Here is a 20,254-nt window from a genome sequence, read left to right as displayed (position 1 = left end):
AGGGCAGCACCCGCGCAGGCCTGCCCCACGGCAGACCTGACACACCATTATTTATCAGGTTTGCCGGGACTGAATTCGACTAGTAGAGGGTTGTGATCGGAGGCGCGCGTGACCAGAACAGAGGCATCATGCACGCTCAGACCACGATAGAAGACAAAATCGAGAGGTCGACCAAAGGCTTTTTTACGCTGATCGTCACTAAAACGGACTTCACGCAGAGACATTTCACGCGCAAAGCGATACAGCGCATTCATGCGCGGACGACTCCAGGCATTGAAATCACCGGCCATAATGATAGGCCCGCTGTGGTGGGCAATTTGATCGCCAATGGGAAGTAACTGCTTACTGTACACATCCACGCCCAGGCTGAAATTTACCGCGTGGATGTTCACCACCATCAGCATCCGGGTATCCGGCAGCGGATAGACGGTCACCAGCGCCGATTTCGCCAGACGCAGTATAGGCTCGCGCTCACGCAGCGGGCAGCAGTAAACCGGGTGTGCTGAAGAGAGGGTCATCACGCCTGAAGGATGTTGCGGCAGGACAAACGCCGGCACCTGGTCGGCAGCAAGATAGTTCGTTGTGGCAAACCGAACCAGTTCAGGTGTGGTTTGCGCCTCCTGAAGCAGAACCAGATGAGCATCTTTACCAAAATTCTTGAGTACCGATAACCACTCCGCACGCTGCTGCTTAAAGATATTCCAGACCAGTACCCGAATTTTGTCATCGCTGCTTAACGGTGTCCCTGCGGGTAATGCCTGGCTTATGCTCGCAAACGACCCCGGAGGCAAGATCCTCTCCGCGGGCATTCCGGCAACATAACGCATGGCATAGGTATTTTTTCGCACTTTTGGAAACGGCCTCTGTAACATGAACCAGCCCGAAAACGGACTGGTTCTAATGTTATAGGGACTTTAGGTCACACTTTCAACGCAATTTCTGAGAAACCGCTTTCCAGTTTTGTAAGCAAGCACTTACTGATGTTATCCCAGTGCTACGCGGGTAGGTTTATCGAGGCGGCCACTCAGCCCTATCAGCAGGAAAGCGACAAGGACGATCACCGCACCAATCCAGGGTGTCTGGGTTAATCCAAAGTGTTCGACGGTTTGTCCGCCAATAATGGAGCCCAGCGCGATCCCAATATTGAACGCGGCAATGTTCAGTCCGGATGCCACATCCACGGCGTTTGGCGTATAGAGCTCCGCTTTCTGAACAACATAAACCTGAAGCCCGGGCACGTTGCCAAAAGCGAAGACACCCATTACCAGTACCGTGATCAGTGCGGCGTATTGCATGGACGCCGTGAACTGGAATATCAACAGCAGAACCACCAGGGCGGCGAAGATAAATTTCAGCGCCGGAACCGCACCATGTTTATCTGCAAGCTTGCCGCCCCAGATATTGCCAATCGCCACGGAAATACCGTATCCCAGCAAAATCCAGCTCACGGCACTCGGGGAGAAGCCTGCCAGGTCCTGCATCATCGGTGCCAGGAAGGTGAAGGCGGTAAATACGCCTCCATAGCCCAGAGCCGTGACCGCGTAGATGATCAGCAAACGCGGATGGGTAAGCACCTTTAGCTGATCGCTCAGGCTGGCGCTGGCCCGGCCTGGAATAGTCGACGGTACCAGCAGCAGGCTAGCAACAAGGGCAATAACCCCCAATAAGGAGACGGCCAGAAACGTCTCACGCCAGCCGAAGTGCTGTCCGATAAACGTGCCTAGCGGCACGCCCGTAACGAGTGCGACGGTCAGTCCACCAAACATGATCGCAATAGCTGAGGCTGCTTTCTCTTTGGAGACCAGGCTGGTTGCAATGGTGGAACCAATTGAGAAGAACACGCCGTGTGCAAGGCCGGTCAACAGACGGGCAATCACCAGGGTGGTGTAGTCCGGTGCCTGCCAGGCCAGAATGTTACCGGCGGTGAACAACACCATCAACGCAACTAACAGCTGCTTACGCGGAAAACGTCCGGTCAGAGCCGTCAGCACAGGCGCACCGACGGCGACGCCCAGGGCGTAGATTGACACCAGCAATCCGGCGGAAGGCAGCGAGATCGCAAGCTGGTTAGCAATGGTGGGAACCAGTCCCACGATAACAAATTCGGTCGTGCCAATTGCAAAGGCACTGATCGTCAGGGCAAGTAGCGCCAGTGGCATAAAATACTCCGTATCATCAGGATTAAGATGACAGGCAGTATGCGCCAGTGCTTAAATAACAAAAATGGTCAAAATATCAATAGAATTTTGCAGGTGGTGCAACAATGAAAGCAACGTCAGAAGAGCTGACAATCTTTGTCGCCGTTGTTGAAAGCGGTAGCTTTAGCCGTGCAGCCGAACAGCTGGGACAGGCTAACTCGGCCATCAGCCGCTCAGTGAAAAAGCTGGAGATGAAGCTTGGGGTGAGCCTGCTCAACCGGACGACGCGGCAACTGAGCCTGACGGAAGAAGGAGAGCGTTATTTCCGCCGCGTGCAGTCGGTGCTGCAGGAGATGGCTGCAGCAGAGACAGAAATTATGGAAAGCCGCAGCACGCCGCGGGGATTGCTGCGCATTGATGCGGCCACGCCGGTAGTACTGCACTTTCTGATGCCGCTGATCAAACCTTTTCGTGAACGCTATCCGGAGATGACGCTTTCTTTGGTCTCATCAGAGACGTTTATCAACCTCATCGAGCGTAAAGTGGATGTGGCTATCCGGGCCGGTACACTGACCGATTCAAGCTTGCGCGCCCGCCCGCTGTTTGCCAGCTACCGCAAAATTATCGCGTCGCCGCAGTACATTGCTGAGCACGGTAAACCGGAGACCGTTGAAGAGTTGAAGCAGCATCTTTGTCTGGGCTTTACGGAACCGGTATCACTGAACACCTGGCCTGTCGCCTGTCGTGATGGTCAGCTTCATGAAATTACCAGTGGGTTATCGTCAAACAGTGGAGAAACGCTAAAGCAACTGTGTCTTGAAGGGAACGGCATCGCATGCCTGTCTGACTATATGATAGATAAGGAGATTGCACGAGGTGAACTGGTGGAACTGATGGCGGATAAACGTTTGCCGGTCGAGATGCCTTTTAGCGCAGTGTATTACAGTGACAGAGCGGTGAGTACGCGGATTCGTGCTTTTATTGACTTCCTGAGTGAACATATAAAGACAGCTCCCGGAGGAGCTGTATGAGGGTTAAGGCGACAGAGGGTTAGTGAAACTTAATCCCAGTCAGGCGCTAAACCTTCCGGGCTGACCAGGCGATCGTTGCACTCCAGTGCTGCGATCGCTTTTTTATCGTCATCATCCAGATGAAGGTCGACCGCTGACAGGTTGCTGGCCAGGTTTACACGTTTGGTTGACGATGGGATCACGGCATAACCTTCGCCCATTGCCCATGCCAGAATGACCTGTGCCGGAGTCGCGTTATGTTTTTCTGCAATACGTATAATCGCCTCATCTTTCAGAGCCTTACCATAAGCCAGCGTCATGTATGACGTGATGTGGATACCGTGCTGCGTTGCCCAGTCCACGACTTTATGGTTTTGCAGATAAGGTGAAAGTTCAATCTGGTTGGTCGCGATATTTTCTGCACCTACTGCGGCAATGGCTTTTTCCATCAGCGGAATGGTGAAGTTTGAAATACCGATTTCACGCGTTAATCCCTGCTTTTTCGCTTCCATCAGCGCCTGCATGAACTCTTCTACAGAAACGGCATCGTTTGGTGATGGCCAGTGGATCAGCGTCAGGTCCACGTAGTCAGTACGCAGCTTTTTCAGACTCTCTTTCAGGCTAGGGAGCAGTTTGTCTTTGCTGAGGTTTTCAATCCAGATTTTGGTGGTGATAAATATCTCGTTACGCGGTACACCACTCTCTTCAATGGCCTGTCCAACGGCAGCTTCATTTTCATAGATCTGTGCCGTATCAATTGCGCGATAGCCTAACTCGAGTGCCGTTTTAACAGATGCGATAACAACGTCGTCTTTCAGGCGGAAAGTGCCCAGACCAAATGCAGGGAGAGTCATAGTATTCCTCAATCATTATGTTCGTAAACTGAGGAGGATTATCGCTGGCGTTGTTATATTGAAAAAGATCGTAAAACGCAGAGGATTTTTGCTCATTTCGCAATAATTAAACAGCAGATAAGAAAAAATCCCTGAGCGTTAACTCAGGGCTTTCAATAAGTGGCGGAACGGACGGGACTCGAACCCGCGACCCCCTGCGTGACAGGCAGGTATTCTAACCGACTGAACTACCGCTCCACCGAAGACTGCTTGTAACCACCGGATTTATGCACCGGCTTACTACTTAATTTGATGCCTGGCAGTTCCCTACTCTCACATGGGGAGACCCCACACTACCATCGGCGCTACGGCGTTTCACTTCTGAGTTCGGCATGGGGTCAGGTGGGACCACCGCGCTAAAGCCGCCAGGCAAATTCTGTTATCTGTATCAGGCTGAAAATCGTCTCTCACCGCCAAAACACCTTCGGCGTTGTAAGGTTAAGCCTCACGGTTCATTAGTATCGGTTAGCTCAACGCATCGCTGCGCTTACACACCCGACCTATCAACGTCATAGTCTTTAACGTTCCTTCAGGAGACTTAAAGTCTCAGGGAGAACTCATCTCGGGGCAAGTTTCGTGCTTAGATGCTTTCAGCACTTATCTCTTCCGCATTTAGCTACCGGGCAGTGCCATTGGCATGACAACCCGAACACCAGTGATGCGTCCACTCCGGTCCTCTCGTACTAGGAGCAGCCCCCCTCAATTCTCCAGCGCCCACGGCAGATAGGGACCGAACTGTCTCACGACGTTCTAAACCCAGCTCGCGTACCACTTTAAATGGCGAACAGCCATACCCTTGGGACCTACTTCAGCCCCAGGATGTGATGAGCCGACATCGAGGTGCCAAACACCGCCGTCGATATGAACTCTTGGGCGGTATCAGCCTGTTATCCCCGGAGTACCTTTTATCCGTTGAGCGATGGCCCTTCCATTCAGAACCACCGGATCACTATGACCTGCTTTCGCACCTGCTCGAGCCGTCACTCTCGCAGTCAAGCTAGCTTATGCCATTGCACTAACCTCCTGATGTCCGACCAGGATTAGCTAACCTTCGTGCTCCTCCGTTACTCTTTGGGAGGAGACCGCCCCAGTCAAACTACCCACCAGACACTGTCCGCAACCCGGATTACGGGTCTACGTTAGAACACCAGCCATTAAAGGGTGGTATTTCAAGGTCGGCTCCACGCAGACTGGCGTCCACGCTTCAAAGCCTCCCACCTATCCTACACATCAAGGACCAGTGTTCAGTGTCAAGCTATAGTAAAGGTTCACGGGGTCTTTCCGTCTTGCCGCGGGTACACTGCATCTTCACAGCGAGTTCAATTTCACTGAGTCTCGGGTGGAGACAGCCTGGCCATCATTACGCCATTCGTGCAGGTCGGAACTTACCCGACAAGGAATTTCGCTACCTTAGGACCGTTATAGTTACGGCCGCCGTTTACCGGGGCTTCGATCAAGAGCTTCGCGTTACCGCTAACCCCATCAATTAACCTTCCGGCACCGGGCAGGCGTCACACCGTATACGTCCACTTTCGTGTTTGCACAGTGCTGTGTTTTTAATAAACAGTTGCAGCCAGCTGGTATCTTCGACTGATTTCAGCTCCACCCGCAGGGGCTTCACCTACATATCAGCGTGCCTTCTCCCGAAGTTACGGCACCATTTTGCCTAGTTCCTTCACCCGAGTTCTCTCAAGCGCCTTGGTATTCTCTACCTGACCACCTGTGTCGGTTTGGGGTACGATTTCGTGTTACCTGATGCTTAGAGGCTTTTCCTGGAAGCAGGGCATTTGTTACTTCAGCACCGTAGTGCCTCGTCATCACACCTCAGCGTTAATAAGGTACCGGATTTACCTGGAACCTCCGCCTACATGCTTAAACCGGGACAACCGTCGCCCGGCTAACATAGCCTTCTCCGTCCCCCCTTCGCAGTAACACCAAGTACAGGAATATTAACCTGTTTCCCATCGACTACGCCTTTCGGCCTCGCCTTAGGGGTCGACTCACCCTGCCCCGATTAACGTTGGACAGGAACCCTTGGTCTTCCGGCGAGCGGGCTTTTCACCCGCTTTATCGTTACTTATGTCAGCATTCGCACTTCTGATACCTCCAGCAACCCTCACAGGCCACCTTCAACGGCTTACAGAACGCTCCCCTACCCAACAACGCATAAGCGTCGCTGCCGCAGCTTCGGTGCATGGTTTAGCCCCGTTACATCTTCCGCGCAGGCCGACTCGACCAGTGAGCTATTACGCTTTCTTTAAATGATGGCTGCTTCTAAGCCAACATCCTGGCTGTCTGTGCCTTCCCACATCGTTTCCCACTTAACCATGACTTTGGGACCTTAGCTGGCGGTCTGGGTTGTTTCCCTCTTCACGACGGACGTTAGCACCCGCCGTGTGTCTCCCGTGATAACATTCTTCGGTATTCGTAGTTTGCATCGGGTTGGTAAGCCGGGATGGCCCCCTAGCCGAAACAGTGCTCTACCCCCGAAGATGAGTTCACGAGGCGCTACCTAAATAGCTTTCGGGGAGAACCAGCTATCTCCCGGTTTGATTGGCCTTTCACCCCCAGCCACAGGTCATCCGCTAATTTTTCAACATTAGTCGGTTCGGTCCTCCAGTTAGTGTTACCCAACCTTCAACCTGCCCATGGCTAGATCACCGGGTTTCGGGTCTATACCCTGCAACTTAACGCCCAGTTAAGACTCGGTTTCCCTTCGGCTCCCCTATACGGTTAACCTTGCTACAGAATATAAGTCGCTGACCCATTATACAAAAGGTACGCAGTCACCTAACAAGTAGGCTCCCACTGCTTGTACGTACACGGTTTCAGGTTCTTTTTCACTCCCCTCGCCGGGGTTCTTTTCGCCTTTCCCTCACGGTACTGGTTCACTATCGGTCAGTCAGGAGTATTTAGCCTTGGAGGATGGTCCCCCCATATTCAGACAGGATACCACGTGTCCCGCCCTACTCTTCGAGTTCACAACCTGTGCATTTTCGTGTACGGGACTATCACCCTGTACCGTCGGACTTTCCAGACCGTTCCACTAACACACAAGCTGATTCAGACTCCGGGCTGCTCCCCGTTCGCTCGCCGCTACTGGGGGAATCTCGGTTGATTTCTTTTCCTCGGGGTACTTAGATGTTTCAGTTCCCCCGGTTCGCCTCGTTAACCTATGTATTCAGTTAACGATAGTGTGACGAATCACACTGGGTTTCCCCATTCGGACATCGCCGGGTCAAAGGTTCATATCACCTCGCCGGCGCTTTTCGCAGATTAGCACGTCCTTCATCGCCTCTGACTGCCAGGGCATCCACCGTGTACGCTTAGTCGCTTAACCTCACAACCCGAAGATGTTTCTTTCGATTCATCATCGGTTTGCGAAAATTTGAGAGACTCGAACACACATAACATGTGTGTCGTTTCAATTTTCAGCTTGATCCAGATTTTTAAAGAGCAAAACTTCGCAGTGCACCTTTTCAGGTTCACTCTGAAGTTTTCTTGTGTTCGCAGTAAAAGATGGTGGAGCTATGCGGGATCGAACCGCAGACCTCCTGCGTGCAAAGCAGGCGCTCTCCCAGCTGAGCTATAGCCCCATCGTTTGTAATCTCTGTACCGCTCATCCTTTAAAAGGAGTTTGGTAGGCCTGAGTGGACTTGAACCACCGACCTCACCCTTATCAGGGGTGCGCTCTAACCACCTGAGCTACAAGCCTGCAGAGATTTTTACTGCTGTTTTTTCATCAGACAATCTGTGTGAGCACTACAAAGGCAGGTTCTTTAAGGTAAGGAGGTGATCCAACCGCAGGTTCCCCTACGGTTACCTTGTTACGACTTCACCCCAGTCATGAATCACAAAGTGGTAAGCGCCCTCCCGAAGGTTAAGCTACCTACTTCTTTTGCAACCCACTCCCATGGTGTGACGGGCGGTGTGTACAAGGCCCGGGAACGTATTCACCGTAGCATTCTGATCTACGATTACTAGCGATTCCGACTTCATGGAGTCGAGTTGCAGACTCCAATCCGGACTACGACGCACTTTATGAGGTCCGCTTGCTCTCGCGAGGTCGCTTCTCTTTGTATGCGCCATTGTAGCACGTGTGTAGCCCTACTCGTAAGGGCCATGATGACTTGACGTCATCCCCACCTTCCTCCAGTTTATCACTGGCAGTCTCCTTTGAGTTCCCGGCCTAACCGCTGGCAACAAAGGATAAGGGTTGCGCTCGTTGCGGGACTTAACCCAACATTTCACAACACGAGCTGACGACAGCCATGCAGCACCTGTCTCAGAGTTCCCGAAGGCACCAATCCATCTCTGGAAAGTTCTCTGGATGTCAAGAGTAGGTAAGGTTCTTCGCGTTGCATCGAATTAAACCACATGCTCCACCGCTTGTGCGGGCCCCCGTCAATTCATTTGAGTTTTAACCTTGCGGCCGTACTCCCCAGGCGGTCGACTTAACGCGTTAGCTCCGGAAGCCACGCCTCAAGGGCACAACCTCCAAGTCGACATCGTTTACGGCGTGGACTACCAGGGTATCTAATCCTGTTTGCTCCCCACGCTTTCGCACCTGAGCGTCAGTCTTTGTCCAGGGGGCCGCCTTCGCCACCGGTATTCCTCCAGATCTCTACGCATTTCACCGCTACACCTGGAATTCTACCCCCCTCTACAAGACTCTAGCCTGCCAGTTTCGAATGCAGTTCCCAGGTTGAGCCCGGGGATTTCACATCCGACTTGACAGACCGCCTGCGTGCGCTTTACGCCCAGTAATTCCGATTAACGCTTGCACCCTCCGTATTACCGCGGCTGCTGGCACGGAGTTAGCCGGTGCTTCTTCTGCGGGTAACGTCAATTGCTGTGGTTATTAACCACAACACCTTCCTCCCCGCTGAAAGTACTTTACAACCCGAAGGCCTTCTTCATACACGCGGCATGGCTGCATCAGGCTTGCGCCCATTGTGCAATATTCCCCACTGCTGCCTCCCGTAGGAGTCTGGACCGTGTCTCAGTTCCAGTGTGGCTGGTCATCCTCTCAGACCAGCTAGGGATCGTCGCCTAGGTGAGCCGTTACCCCACCTACTAGCTAATCCCATCTGGGCACATCTGATGGCAAGAGGCCCGAAGGTCCCCCTCTTTGGTCTTGCGACGTTATGCGGTATTAGCTACCGTTTCCAGTAGTTATCCCCCTCCATCAGGCAGTTTCCCAGACATTACTCACCCGTCCGCCACTCGTCACCCGAGAGCAAGCTCTCTGTGTTACCGTTCGACTTGCATGTGTTAGGCCTGCCGCCAGCGTTCAATCTGAGCCATGATCAAACTCTTCAATTTAAGTTTGATGCTCGTGAATTAAACTTCGTAATGAATTACGTATGTTCACTCAGAGACTTGGTATTCATTTTTCGTCTTGCGACGTTAAGAATCCATGTCACTTTGAGTGCCCACACAGATTGTCTGATAAATTGTTAAAGAGCAGTTGCAACGCGGCTTTCAGCTCACCGTCGCGAGGTGGCGTATATTACGCTTTCCTCTTTCAGAGTCAACCCGTTATTTCAGGATTTTTTCTCTTCAACCGACCGGGTTGTCTGTGAAGTGATTCACATCTGCCGTGTCGATGGAGGCGCATTATAGGGAGCTGCCGAGGAATGACAAGTGGAAATATGCATTTTTATTTCGACCGCTCACCTTTTCACCAGAACGGCTATTTTTGGTGCTTTTTTATCTCTTTTGGCAGATCGGCCAGGCTATTAATCACCCAATCCGCGGCATTTTCAGCTTCTGGCGTAACAGGCTTACCCGTGCGCACTAATATTTTGGTCCCCACACCTGCAGCTGCAGCTGCCTGCATATCTTCCAGTTTATCGCCCACCATATAAGAAGCGGCCATATCGATGTGCAGAAACTCTTGCGCGGAGATAAACATTCCCGGATGCGGTTTACGGCAATCACAGGTCTGGCGATACGCTTCTACGGTTCCCTGAGGGTGGTGTGGGCAATAATAAATGCCATCAAGATCGACCCCGCGATCCGCCAGCGACCAGTCCATCCATTCTGTCAGCGTCTCGAATTGCGCTTCGGTGAATTTACCGCGCGCAATACCAGACTGGTTCGTTACGACCACCAGCGCGTAGCCCATCTCTTTCAGCTGGCGCATTGCCTCTATAACGCCTTCGATAAATTCGAACTCATCAATCTCATGAACATAACCGTGATCCACATTAATAGTGCCATCACGATCGAGAAAAATTGCGGGTACTGATTTTGCCACCGGTTTGCTCCTGAAAAAGGCCTGTTGAGCTAGTATCTCATGAAACGCAGCGCAATAAAGTGCTCATCGTACAGAGTTGGATTGATTTAGACGTCTGGATGCCTTAACATCCGTTTTGTTTACGGTCATCACCCGTATCTGGCAGAACAAAATGCCACGGCTAACTTACATACGATAAAAATAATCTAATGATTAAACTTTCCAATATCACCAAAGTGTTCCAGCAGGGGAACCGAACCATTCAGGCGCTGAACAATGTCAGCCTGCATGTTCCTGCTGGTCAAATTTATGGCGTCATTGGCGCATCGGGTGCAGGTAAAAGCACGCTGATCCGTTGTGTTAACCTGCTTGAGCGTCCAACCCAGGGTAACGTAGAAGTTGGCGGCCAGGAACTTACCGCTCTTTCAGAGAAAGAACTCACCAAAGCGCGTCGTCAGATTGGCATGATCTTCCAGCACTTCAACCTGCTGGCTTCCCGCACCGTTTTCGGCAACGTCGCCTTGCCGCTGGAGCTGGACAACACACCGAAAGAAGAAGTGAAACGTCGCGTTACCGAACTGCTCGACCTCGTGGGTCTGGGTGACAAACATGACAGCTACCCGGCAAATCTGTCTGGTGGTCAAAAGCAGCGTGTGGCGATTGCCCGCGCACTGGCTAGCAATCCTAAGGTATTGCTGTGTGATGAAGCGACCAGCGCACTGGATCCGGCTACCACGCGTTCTATTCTGGAACTGCTGAAAGACATTAACCGTCGCCTCGGCCTGACGATCCTCCTTATTACGCACGAGATGGATGTGGTGAAACGCATCTGCGACTGCGTGGCGGTCATTAGCAACGGTGAACTGATTGAGCAGGACACCGTCAGCGAAGTGTTCTCCCATCCGAAGACCCCGCTGGCGCAGCAGTTCATTCAGTCGACGCTGCACCTGGATATTCCGGAAGATTATCTGGAGCGTTTGAAAACTGAACCCGCGGCAGACAGTGTCCCAATGCTGCGCATGGAGTTCACCGGTCAGTCCGTTGATGCCCCTCTGCTTTCCGAAACCGCGCGTCGCTTTAACGTGAACAACAACATTATCAGCGCCCAGATGGATTACGCCGGTGGCGTGAAGTTCGGCATCATGCTGACGGAAATGCACGGCACACAAGAAGAAACCCAGGCGGCAATCGCCTGGCTGCAAGAACACCACGTAAAAGTAGAGGTACTGGGTTATGTCTGAGCCGATGATGTGGCTGCTGGTTCGCGGCGTTTGGGAAACGCTGGCAATGACCTTCGTATCGGGTTTCTTTGGTTTTGTGATTGGCCTGCCGGTCGGCGTACTGCTGTATGTCACGCGTCCGGGTCAAATCATTGAGAACGCGAAGCTCTACCGTACGCTCTCTGCACTGGTTAACATCTTCCGTTCCATCCCGTTCATTATTCTGCTGGTGTGGATGATTCCATTTACCCGCGTGATCGTTGGTACGTCAATCGGTCTGCAGGCGGCCATTGTTCCGTTGACGGTCGGCGCTGCGCCGTTTATCGCCCGTATGGTGGAAAACGCCCTGCTGGAGATCCCAACGGGATTGATCGAGGCCTCTCGTGCGATGGGCGCAACACCTATGCAGATCGTCCGCAAGGTACTGCTGCCTGAAGCACTGCCTGGCCTGGTGAATGCGGCCACGATTACGCTTATTACTCTGGTGGGGTATTCCGCGATGGGTGGTGCCGTAGGTGCCGGCGGTTTAGGCCAGATTGGCTACCAGTACGGCTATATTGGTTATAACGCTACCGTAATGAATACCGTTCTGGTATTGCTGGTTGTGCTGGTTTACTTAATCCAGTTCTCTGGCGATCGCATCGTCCGGGCTGTTACTCACAAATAACGTTACACACAACACAAACTCGACGAGTTAAGGATAAAACATGGCGTTTAAATTAAAGACCTTTGCAGCAGTAGGCGCGCTTATTGGCTCTCTGGCACTGGTGGGTTGCGGTCAGGACGAAAAAGATCCAAACCACATCAAAGTGGGCGTTATCGTTGGTGCAGAACAGCAGGTTGCTGAAGTTGCCCAGAAAGTGGCGAAAGAGAAATACGGCCTGGACGTTGAGCTGGTGACCTTCAACGATTACGTTCTGCCAAACGAAGCGCTGAGCAAAGGCGATATCGACGCTAACGCCTTCCAGCATAAGCCTTACCTGGATCAGCAGATCAAAGATCGTGGCTATAAGCTGGTAGGTGTCGGTAACACCTTCGTTTATCCGATTGCCGGTTACTCCAAGAAAATTAAATCACTGGACGAACTGCAGCCGGGCTCTCAGGTTGCGGTGCCTAACGACCCAACCAACCTCGGTCGTTCCCTGCTGCTGCTGCAGAAAGTGGGCCTGATCAAACTGAAAGACGGTGTTGGCCTGCTGCCAACCGTTCTGGATGTCACCGAGAACCCGAAAAATCTGAAAATTGTTGAGCTGGAAGCCCCACAGCTGCCACGTTCTCTGGACGATGCGCAGATTGCTCTGGCCGTTATCAACACCACTTACGCCAGCCAGATTGGCCTGACGCCAGCGAAAGACGGTATCTTCGTTGAAGATAAAGACTCCCCGTACGTTAACCTGATCGTGACTCGCGAAGACAACAAAGACGCGGAAAACGTGAAGAAGTTCGTACAGGCTTATCAGTCTGACGAAGTTTACCAGGAAGCCAACAAAGTGTTTAACGGTGGCGCGGTTAAAGGCTGGTAATCTCACCTCAGTGTAATATCATCAGGACGGGCTTATGCCCGTCTTGTCATTTGTGCAGTCAACTGATTCAATATCTGACGTTTTGATTATCCATTGAGGAATTATTATGCGTGCTTTACCGATCTGTCTTTTAGCACTCATGCTGAGCGGCTGTTCTATGCTAAGCAGATCTCCTGTTGAACCTGTTCAAAGCACGGCAACCCCGCCAAAAACAGAGCCTGCGAAACCGAAAGTGGTTCGCCCTGCGCCGGTTCGCATTATCACGAAAGCTGACGAACTCGTCGGTAAACCGTTCCGTGAACTGGGTGAAGTAAGCGGTGAATCCTGTCAGGCAACCAATCAGGACTCTCCGCCGAATATCCCGACAGCGCGTAAACGCATGCAGATTAACGCTGCCAAAATGAAAGCCAACGCGGTTCTGCTGCACAGCTGTGAAGTCACCAGCGGCACGCCGGGCTGCTATCGTCAGGCGGTTTGCATCGGTTCTGCGCTGAACATTACGGCGAAATGAGTGCATTTCAGTTTGAGCAGATAGGCGTTATCCACTCTCCCTATAAAGAGAAGTTCGCCGTGCCTCGCCAGCCGGGTCTGGTGACCAGCGGCGGGGGCGAGCTTCATCTTCTGGCGCCTTACAACCAGGCCGATGCGGTACGCGGGCTTGAGGCATTTAGCCATTTATGGGTGGTATTTGTCTTTCATCAGACGATGGAAGGCGGCTGGCGACCAACCGTGCGCCCTCCTCGTCTGGGTGGAAATGCGCGAATGGGCGTATTTGCGACTCGCTCGACCTTCCGTCCAAACCCGATCGGGATGTCGTTGGTTGAACTGAAAGGCATACGTTGTCAGAAAGATCGGGTGATACTGGAATTAGGCAGTCTGGACCTGGTGGACGGCACGCCGGTTATCGACATCAAACCCTATTTGCCCTTCGCGGAAGCGCTCCCGGACGCGCGCGCAAGTTATGCTCAGGATGCACCGCAGGCGGATATGCCTGTCTCTTTTACCCCTGAGATCGCCTCGCAGCTTAGCCAGATGGAGAAGCGCTATCCTCGTTTGCGGAATTTCATCACCGAAGTGCTGGCACAGGACCCCCGTCCAGCCTACCGTAAAGAAGAGGAAGCAGGAAAAACATACGCCGTCTGGCTGCTGGATTTTAACGTGCGCTGGCGCGTCACCGGGGCAGGTTTTGAAGTGTTTGCCCTTGAACCCAGGTAATTTTGTTCTCCTCTCTTTTGGCATCTTTGCCACACTGGTAAACTAAACCACTTTTTTTGTGTCAGGCTGGTGTTTCAGCCTGTTCCAATCGTCGAAATGGAACCGTAACAACATGCGTACTAGCCAATATCTGCTCTCCACTCTGAAGGAGACGCCTGCCGACGCCGAAGTGATCAGCCATCAGCTGATGCTGCGCGCCGGGATGATCCGCAAGCTGGCCTCCGGGTTATATACCTGGCTGCCGACCGGCGTGCGCGTCCTGAAAAAAGTCGAAAACATCGTGCGTGAAGAGATGAACAACGCCGGTGCTATCGAGGTGTCCATGCCTGTGGTGCAGCCCGCTGACCTGTGGCAGGAGAGCGGCCGTTGGGAACAATATGGCCCAGAGCTGCTGCGCTTCGTCGATCGCGGCGAGCGTCCATTCGTTCTCGGCCCAACGCATGAAGAGGTCATTACCGACCTGATCCGTAACGAGCTGAGCTCTTACAAACAGCTGCCGCTGAACTTCTTCCAGATTCAGACCAAGTTCCGTGATGAAGTTCGTCCTCGTTTCGGGGTGATGCGCTCCCGCGAATTCCTGATGAAAGATGCTTATTCTTTCCATACCTCTCAGGAATCGCTGCAAGAGACCTACGACAAAATGTACGAGGCATACAGCAAAATCTTCTCCCGCATGGGTCTGGATTTCCGCGCTGTGCAGGCTGATACCGGCTCCATCGGTGGTAGCGCATCCCATGAATTCCAGGTACTGGCGCAGAGCGGTGAAGACGATGTGATCTTCTCGGACTCTTCAGATTACGCCGCGAACATCGAATTTGCAGAAGCGCTGGCACCAAAAGAACCACGCGGCGCTGCAACGCAGGAGATGACGCTGGTTGATACGCCAAACGCGAAAACCATTGCTGAGCTGGTTGAGCAGTTTGGTCTGCCGATTGAAAAAACCGTCAAAACGCTGCTGGTGAAATCTACCGAAGGCAGCGCTTACCCGCTGGTTGCCCTGCTGGTGCGTGGCGATCACGAGCTGAACGAAGTGAAAGCAGAGAAGCTGCCGCAGGTCGCGAGCCCGCTGACGTTTGCAACAGAAGCGGAAATCCGTGCCGTGGTCAATGCAGGTCCTGGCTCTCTCGGCCCGGTTAATATGCCGGTTCCGGTTGTTATTGACCGCACAGTTGCTGCGATGAGCGACTTCTCCGCCGGTGCTAACATCGACGGTAAACACTACTTCGGTATTAACTGGGATCGCGACGTGGCGACGCCTGAAGTGGCAGACATCCGTAACGTGGTCGCAGGCGATCCAAGTCCGGACGGTCAGGGCACCCTGATGATTAAGCGCGGTATCGAAGTCGGTCACATCTTCCAGCTGGGTGACAAATACTCTCGCGCACTGAACGCCGCCGTTCAGGGTGAAGATGGCCGTAACCAGATCCTGACCATGGGCTGCTACGGTATCGGGGTCACTCGTGTGGTCGCGGCGGCCATTGAACAGAACTACGACGAGCGTGGTATCGTCTGGCCGGACAATATCGCTCCGTTCCAGGTTGCGATTCTGCCAATGAACATGCACAAATCCTACCGTGTGCAGGAGCTGGCTGAGAAGCTGTACGCCGAGCTGCGTGCTCAGGGTATCGAAGTGCTGATGGATGACCGTAAAGAGCGTCCGGGCGTGATGTTCGCCGATATGGAACTGATTGGTATTCCACACACGGTGGTCATCGGTGACCGTAACCTCGACAGCGATGAGATCGAATACAAATACCGTCGTAGCGGCGAGAAACAGATGATCAAGACAGGCGATATTCTTGATTACCTGGTGAAAGCCATCAAAGGCTAAACAAAAAACCCCGCTCAGGCGGGGTTTTTTAATGGATAATCGTCAGCTTATTGACTGTTACAGTCTTTGCCTGCGATAAATTTCGCCTCTTTATCCACCACCAGCGTTTTCACGCTCTCTCCGCTATCCGGGTTTGGCTCCAGCGTAAAGTGACCATCTACGGTCAGCAATACCGGCTTGCTGTCATTGCCACGCGCCACGGCGTAATCACGTTCAAGCTGCGCGTTGTTCGCCACGCTGACTTTCTTACCCGTTGCACAGTCGGTAAAGATCGCCGCATCCGCCATATAGAAATACATACCCCGCATTGGCATCGGCGTAGCAGGCAGAGCCGCTTTCACCGGCGCAAGCGTATAGTTGAACTGGGATTCAATCGGGTTGCCCTCGCGGTCGAGCATCTCCATCCCCTCACCTTTGGCGCGGAAATACGTTTTCTCACCCGTGGTATCCGTCAGGACCAGCTTTTCCGCTGTACGCGCCCAGGTTCCGTAGGTCGCAAACGAAGAGGGTTCTTTAGCGCCCTGATAACGCTGGTTCATAACCCAGGTGCCGTCTTTTTGCAGGAACAGGGACGTTTCGATGCCTTCACAGTCTGCACAAGGCAATACGCCGCGCCAGCTCTGCTGCATAGGCTTTAACGCTTCATTCTGCGAGGGCTGCAAAACCTGCGTTTCAGAACGGTTGTTACACCCGAAAAGCGCAAACAGCGTACTCACTGCCAGCGCTGAAAATAATGCTTTTTTCACAATGAATTCCTTATGAAAAGTGTGTTCCCTTTCGTCACTCCATCGGGCGACGAACTTTACCGCGTAGTGCTTTCACTGTGGATTTTTGGGCTTTCGAGGACAACCGACGCTCTTTCGATGCGCGGGTTGGCCGCGTTGCCCGGCGGCTTTTTTGTACTGCTGTTAATTCTTTAATAACGGCCACCAGCCTGGCTATCGCCGCTTCCCGGTTTAACTCCTGGCTGCGGTACTCCTGGGCTTTAATCACAATCACACCTTCGCTGGTGATCAGATGATGGCTGGCAGCAAGCAGACTCTCTTTATAATACTCTGGCAGGCTTGATGCCCGAATGTCAAAACGCAAATGGATCGCCGTTGACGCCTTATTGACGTGCTGTCCACCCGCCCCCTGAGCACGGATGGCGGTGATCTCCAGCTCATTATCAGGGATGCTGACGTTTCGGGACAAAACAATCATGACGCAGGCTGCCAGGCCGTCAAATGAATTTCCAGATTATTCTGAGAATCAGAGAGCCAGATGGCACCGTCCTGAATGGTTGCCTGCAGGGCCATCGTCCGGCCGGCAAACTCACTGAGCTGCGCCAGCTGTTCATCATCCAGATACCAGACGGTGAGATTTTTATACTGCGCACATTTATTCTTGTTTTGTTGCCACCAGATCTCCGCCGCGCGCTGGTTATAGGCGAATAACGCCACTTCAGCGGACTGGGTACAGGCCTTTTTAATCCGACGCTCGTCCGGCAGACCGAGCTCGATCCACAGGTCGATGCCCAGATGATCGTTTCGCAGCCAGGCTTCTGGCTCGTCCTCTGCACTTAAGCCGCGGGTAAACTGCAGCCGCTCGTTGGCGTATTTAATCCACGCCAGCAGGCGCAGCATCATACGCTCCTGGGTTTCGGAGGGGTGGCGCGCCAGCGTCAGCGACGCATCCAGAAACTGGTTGCGATCAAGATCGGCCACATTGACCACTGCTTTATAAATTGTCGCTTTAAGCGCCATGAGAGAACTCCATTCGAATCAGGGGCACATTGTAGCGAAAACAGAGGCAAAAGGCTGTCACGCGGTGATAAATCACACCTGTCAAGGCGCTGATATTGCTTAAATGAGTATGGTATAGTCACCTTGCTAAACCGAGTTTATCTTCGTAGGCTTAATGATATCTCACAGTAAGTCAGTGCGCTGGCGGGAGGGGATGTGAATAATTATTGTGAGTTAATTCGCAAACGGTATGCGGAAATCGCCAGCGGAGATCTGGGGTATGTCCCGGACGCGTTGGGCTGTGTATTGAAAGTGCTTAATGAAGTGGCCTCTGATGAGAGCCTTTCAGAGTCGGTCAGGGAAAAAGCAGCGTACGCTGCGGCGAATTTACTGGTGAGCGATTATGTCGATGAATGATACTTATCAACCCATCAATTGTGATGACTATGACAACCTCGAACTCGCCTGCCAGCATCATTTAATACTGACGCTGGAGCTAAAAGATGGCGAAGTATTGAAGGCAAAAGCCAGCGATCTGGTTTCACGTAAGAACGTGGAATATCTGGTTGTTGAAGACGGCAGTGCAACGCGTGAGCTACGTCTGGATAAAATAGCCAGCTTCAGCCACCCGCAAATCGGCACCGTCGTGGTGAGCGAATCCTGATGACACTTACGGGCAGCCTGGCTGCCCGTTACACTTTCTGCCAATCAAAACTGCCCCCTTCTTCTGACCATCCCTCTTCCGTGATGAAAACCCCGGCAGCAGCCATCAACGTTTCACCGTAAAACAGCAGTGGCGTGGTATCACGTCGCCACGGCGGCACGCTGCACTCCTGCCATATCTTCTTAAGCTTCCGTCCCCCGTTGCGCCCGACAATATGCAGCAAACCACCAGCCTTGAAGCGTACGGTTACCGGCTCACCAGGCTTCGGCAGACGCACATGACCGGACGGGCTCAAAGAGACGCTCCCTGCATCACAGGGCAATATCAGCGGTACCTCTGGCGACGCCCAGTCGAGTACCACCTCGGTCAGTGAAGGCGTGGATTTGATCCACCAGAGTTTGCCTTTATAGCGCCTGACCTCAAAACCATTCAGATACACGCAGGGGGAAGCATCTTCCCGCGCCTGCGCGACTTCGTCCCAGATCCGGCTCAGCATCGCCCGCGACGGCATCGCTGCATGATGAGTAGCCAGCCAGCGGCGTAACAGTGCGGCGCGACGCACCGGGCTCATCGCCTCCAGGGGCGCTATCGCCAGTGCTCCGTCTTCAGAAATCAGGTCAGCCAGATCCGCACTCAACAGTTCATCCAGCAACAATTCCTGTTCAGCACACAGCATGGCGCTTCTCGCTGTCGCGTCGGCGAAATGCGGCCAGCGCTCGCTCAACAGCGGTAGGATGCGCAGGCGCAGGAAATTACGATCGTAACTGTCGTCCTGGTTACTCTCGTCTTCTATCCAGTTCAGCTGATATTCCCGCGCCCAGGCTTCCAGCGACGCCCGCGTCTCGCCCAGCAGCGGGCGCAGCAATTGCGTCCCGGCAAACTCAGATCGTGCAGGCATGGCGGACAGCCCCGCCGGTCCGCTTCCCCGCTTAAGCGCCAGCAAAAAAGTTTCGCACTGATCGTCCAGATGCTGAGCCGTTACCAGCGCTTCGCCAGGAAGTAATGCCGCGGAAAAAGCGGCATAGCGGGCTTTCCGCGCCTGTGCCTCGATGCCCTTCCCCTCATCAATGAGCGTGACGCGCTCAACGATGAACGGGATCGCCCAGGCCGCACACAAGGCTTCACAGTGCGCCACCCACTCCTCAGCGTGAGGACTTAATCCATGATGGATGTGCATAGCCCGAAGCTGGATGTCAGGCTCCCGGTCGCGCCAGCGTTTCAGGCGATGGAGCAGAACGGTGGAATCCAGGCCACCGCTAAACCCCACCAGCAGCTGGCGGTACGGTGAAACAGCTTGTGCGATAGCGGGTAAGGTCATAGGAAATTACACATAAAAAATGCCCGAACTGAGCGGGCATTATCACACAGGACAAACATTACTGCTGGTAAAGCTCCAGCGGCAAACCATCCGGGTCGTTAAAAAAGGTAAAACGCTTGTCGGTGAAGGGATCGACACGGATCGGTTCACACGTCACGCCGTGCGCTTCCAGATGTTTTACTGCGTTATCCAGGTCATCAACGCTGAAGGCAAGATGGCGCAGTCCACAGGCTTCCGGGCGCGACGGGCGCGCAGGCGGGAAGGGAAAAGAGAACAGCTCAATCACATATTGCCCGTTTAAAGCGAGATCCCCCTTCCAGGAGTCACGCTCCTCGCGGTAGGCCTCGCTCAACAGCGTAAAGCCAAGAATGTCACAATAGAAGGCCTTACTTTTCGCGTAATCGGTAGCAATGATCGCAATATGGTGAACCGCTTTTAAACCCAGCATAGCTTCTCCTTTTTATGATGTCTGAACGT

General features: G+C 53.1%; 18 protein-coding genes, 3 tRNA genes and 3 rRNA genes. 9 read left to right on the top strand and 15 right to left on the bottom strand.

Features of this window, described 5'->3' with window-relative positions:
• Positions 1-47: 47 nt before the first annotated feature.
• Together ACMGGM_RS17590 and ACMGGM_RS17585 are read right to left on the bottom strand one after the other, a co-directional pair.
• Complete coding sequence (locus ACMGGM_RS17590; RefSeq protein ID WP_014882655.1) at positions 48-848, bottom strand: endonuclease/exonuclease/phosphatase family protein; 801 nt, start codon at positions 846-848, stop codon at positions 48-50.
• A gap of 135 nt (positions 849-983) precedes the next feature.
• Positions 984-2,159: an MFS transporter gene (locus tag ACMGGM_RS17585; RefSeq protein ID WP_059373495.1), complete on the bottom strand. Its 1,176-nt coding sequence runs from the start codon at positions 2,157-2,159 to the stop codon at positions 984-986.
• A gap of 104 nt (positions 2,160-2,263) precedes the next feature.
• Between ACMGGM_RS17585 and yafC the strand changes: the two genes are divergently transcribed.
• Positions 2,264-3,169 carry a DNA-binding transcriptional regulator YafC gene (gene yafC, locus ACMGGM_RS17580; RefSeq protein ID WP_023332148.1) on the top strand — a complete coding sequence of 302 codons (906 nt, stop codon included), beginning with the start codon at positions 2,264-2,266 and terminating at the stop codon, positions 3,167-3,169.
• Positions 3,170-3,198: 29 nt separating this feature from the next.
• Here yafC and dkgB read toward each other — a convergent pair whose 3' ends face one another.
• The 8 genes from dkgB to gmhB form a co-directional block, all read right to left on the bottom strand.
• Positions 3,199-4,002, bottom strand: coding sequence for a 2,5-didehydrogluconate reductase DkgB (dkgB, locus tag ACMGGM_RS17575; RefSeq protein ID WP_023336782.1), 804 nt, complete (start codon positions 4,000-4,002; stop codon positions 3,199-3,201).
• Positions 4,003-4,162: 160 nt separating this feature from the next.
• Positions 4,163-4,239, bottom strand: a tRNA-Asp gene (locus ACMGGM_RS17570).
• A 56-nt stretch (positions 4,240-4,295) separates the two neighbouring features.
• Positions 4,296-4,411, bottom strand: a 5S ribosomal RNA gene (gene rrf / locus ACMGGM_RS17565).
• A gap of 64 nt (positions 4,412-4,475) precedes the next feature.
• Positions 4,476-7,381 (bottom strand): 23S ribosomal RNA (locus ACMGGM_RS17560).
• A 180-nt stretch (positions 7,382-7,561) separates the two neighbouring features.
• A tRNA-Ala gene (locus ACMGGM_RS17555) sits at positions 7,562-7,637 on the bottom strand.
• Between the two features lie 42 nt (positions 7,638-7,679).
• Positions 7,680-7,756 (bottom strand) — tRNA-Ile (locus tag ACMGGM_RS17550).
• Between the two features lie 70 nt (positions 7,757-7,826).
• A 16S ribosomal RNA gene (locus ACMGGM_RS17545) occupies positions 7,827-9,366 on the bottom strand.
• The 16S, 23S and 5S rRNA genes sit together here with 3 tRNA genes alongside, the layout of an rRNA operon.
• 370 nt (positions 9,367-9,736) lie before the next feature.
• Positions 9,737-10,303 (bottom strand): D-glycero-beta-D-manno-heptose 1,7-bisphosphate 7-phosphatase, encoded by a 567-nt coding sequence (gene gmhB / locus ACMGGM_RS17540; RefSeq protein WP_014882651.1) that lies wholly within the window; start codon positions 10,301-10,303, stop codon positions 9,737-9,739.
• 188 nt (positions 10,304-10,491) lie between these two features.
• On the opposite strand from gmhB, the gene metN reads away from it, so the two are divergent.
• From metN to proS, 6 genes are all read left to right on the top strand, one after another.
• Positions 10,492-11,523 (top strand): methionine ABC transporter ATP-binding protein MetN, encoded by a 1,032-nt coding sequence (gene metN, locus ACMGGM_RS17535; RefSeq protein ID WP_023332146.1) that lies wholly within the window; start codon positions 10,492-10,494, stop codon positions 11,521-11,523.
• The gene (locus ACMGGM_RS17530; RefSeq protein WP_003856130.1) at positions 11,516-12,169 is read left to right on the top strand and encodes a methionine ABC transporter permease MetI; all 654 of its coding nucleotides are present in this window, start codon (positions 11,516-11,518) and stop codon (positions 12,167-12,169) included. Before metN ends, ACMGGM_RS17530 begins: the two co-directional genes overlap by 8 nt.
• 40 nt (positions 12,170-12,209) lie before the next feature.
• A complete protein-coding gene (gene metQ / locus ACMGGM_RS17525; protein ID WP_014168729.1) occupies positions 12,210-13,025 on the top strand; it encodes a methionine ABC transporter substrate-binding lipoprotein MetQ in 816 nt (271 codons plus the stop codon).
• 106 nt (positions 13,026-13,131) lie between these two features.
• A complete protein-coding gene (gene rcsF / locus ACMGGM_RS17520; RefSeq protein WP_008501883.1) occupies positions 13,132-13,536 on the top strand; it encodes an Rcs stress response system protein RcsF in 405 nt (134 codons plus the stop codon).
• Positions 13,533-14,240, top strand: coding sequence for a tRNA (N6-threonylcarbamoyladenosine(37)-N6)-methyltransferase TrmO (tsaA, locus tag ACMGGM_RS17515; RefSeq protein WP_014882649.1), 708 nt, complete (start codon positions 13,533-13,535; stop codon positions 14,238-14,240). Before rcsF ends, tsaA begins: the two co-directional genes overlap by 4 nt.
• A 112-nt stretch (positions 14,241-14,352) precedes the next feature.
• A complete protein-coding gene (gene proS / locus ACMGGM_RS17510; RefSeq protein ID WP_023332143.1) occupies positions 14,353-16,071 on the top strand; it encodes a proline--tRNA ligase in 1,719 nt (572 codons plus the stop codon).
• Between the two features lie 47 nt (positions 16,072-16,118).
• On the opposite strand, the gene nlpE is transcribed toward proS, so the two are convergent.
• Genes nlpE through ACMGGM_RS17495 form a run of 3 tightly spaced genes read right to left on the bottom strand, consistent with a single transcriptional unit; the run spans position 16,119 to position 17,816 of the window.
• Positions 16,119-16,817: an envelope stress response activation lipoprotein NlpE gene (gene nlpE / locus ACMGGM_RS17505; RefSeq protein WP_023339028.1), complete on the bottom strand. Its 699-nt coding sequence runs from the start codon at positions 16,815-16,817 to the stop codon at positions 16,119-16,121.
• 34 nt (positions 16,818-16,851) lie between these two features.
• The gene (gene arfB, locus ACMGGM_RS17500; RefSeq protein ID WP_014882646.1) at positions 16,852-17,274 is read right to left on the bottom strand and encodes an alternative ribosome rescue aminoacyl-tRNA hydrolase ArfB; all 423 of its coding nucleotides are present in this window, start codon (positions 17,272-17,274) and stop codon (positions 16,852-16,854) included.
• Positions 17,271-17,816, bottom strand: a complete 546-nt coding sequence (locus ACMGGM_RS17495; RefSeq protein WP_045134609.1) for a YaeQ family protein — start codon at positions 17,814-17,816, stop codon at positions 17,271-17,273. The genes arfB and ACMGGM_RS17495 overlap by 4 nt, the downstream gene beginning before the upstream one ends.
• Positions 17,817-18,011: 195 nt before the next feature.
• Between ACMGGM_RS17495 and ACMGGM_RS17490 the strand changes: the two genes are divergently transcribed.
• Positions 18,012-18,212, top strand: coding sequence for a YaeP family protein (locus ACMGGM_RS17490; RefSeq protein ID WP_008501889.1), 201 nt, complete (start codon positions 18,012-18,014; stop codon positions 18,210-18,212).
• A complete protein-coding gene (rof, locus tag ACMGGM_RS17485; RefSeq protein WP_014882644.1) occupies positions 18,199-18,459 on the top strand; it encodes a Rho-binding antiterminator in 261 nt (86 codons plus the stop codon). Before ACMGGM_RS17490 ends, rof begins: the two co-directional genes overlap by 14 nt.
• Before the next feature lie 28 nt (positions 18,460-18,487).
• On the opposite strand, the gene tilS is transcribed toward rof, so the two are convergent.
• Entirely contained in the window at positions 18,488-19,777 is a 1,290-nt protein-coding gene (gene tilS, locus ACMGGM_RS17480) for a tRNA lysidine(34) synthetase TilS (RefSeq protein WP_250365965.1), read from the bottom strand.
• A 58-nt stretch (positions 19,778-19,835) separates the two neighbouring features.
• Positions 19,836-20,225, bottom strand: a complete 390-nt coding sequence (locus ACMGGM_RS17475) for a VOC family protein (protein WP_014882642.1) — start codon at positions 20,223-20,225, stop codon at positions 19,836-19,838.
• Positions 20,226-20,254 lie beyond the last annotated feature (29 nt).

It is taken from the genome of Enterobacter sp. BNK-14 (assembly GCF_047456095.1).
In the GTDB taxonomy this organism is placed as follows: Bacteria; Pseudomonadota; Gammaproteobacteria; order Enterobacterales; family Enterobacteriaceae; genus Enterobacter; species Enterobacter kobei.
Note: the sequence above shows the minus strand (reverse complement) of the source record. Positions and strands in the feature narration are given on the sequence as shown.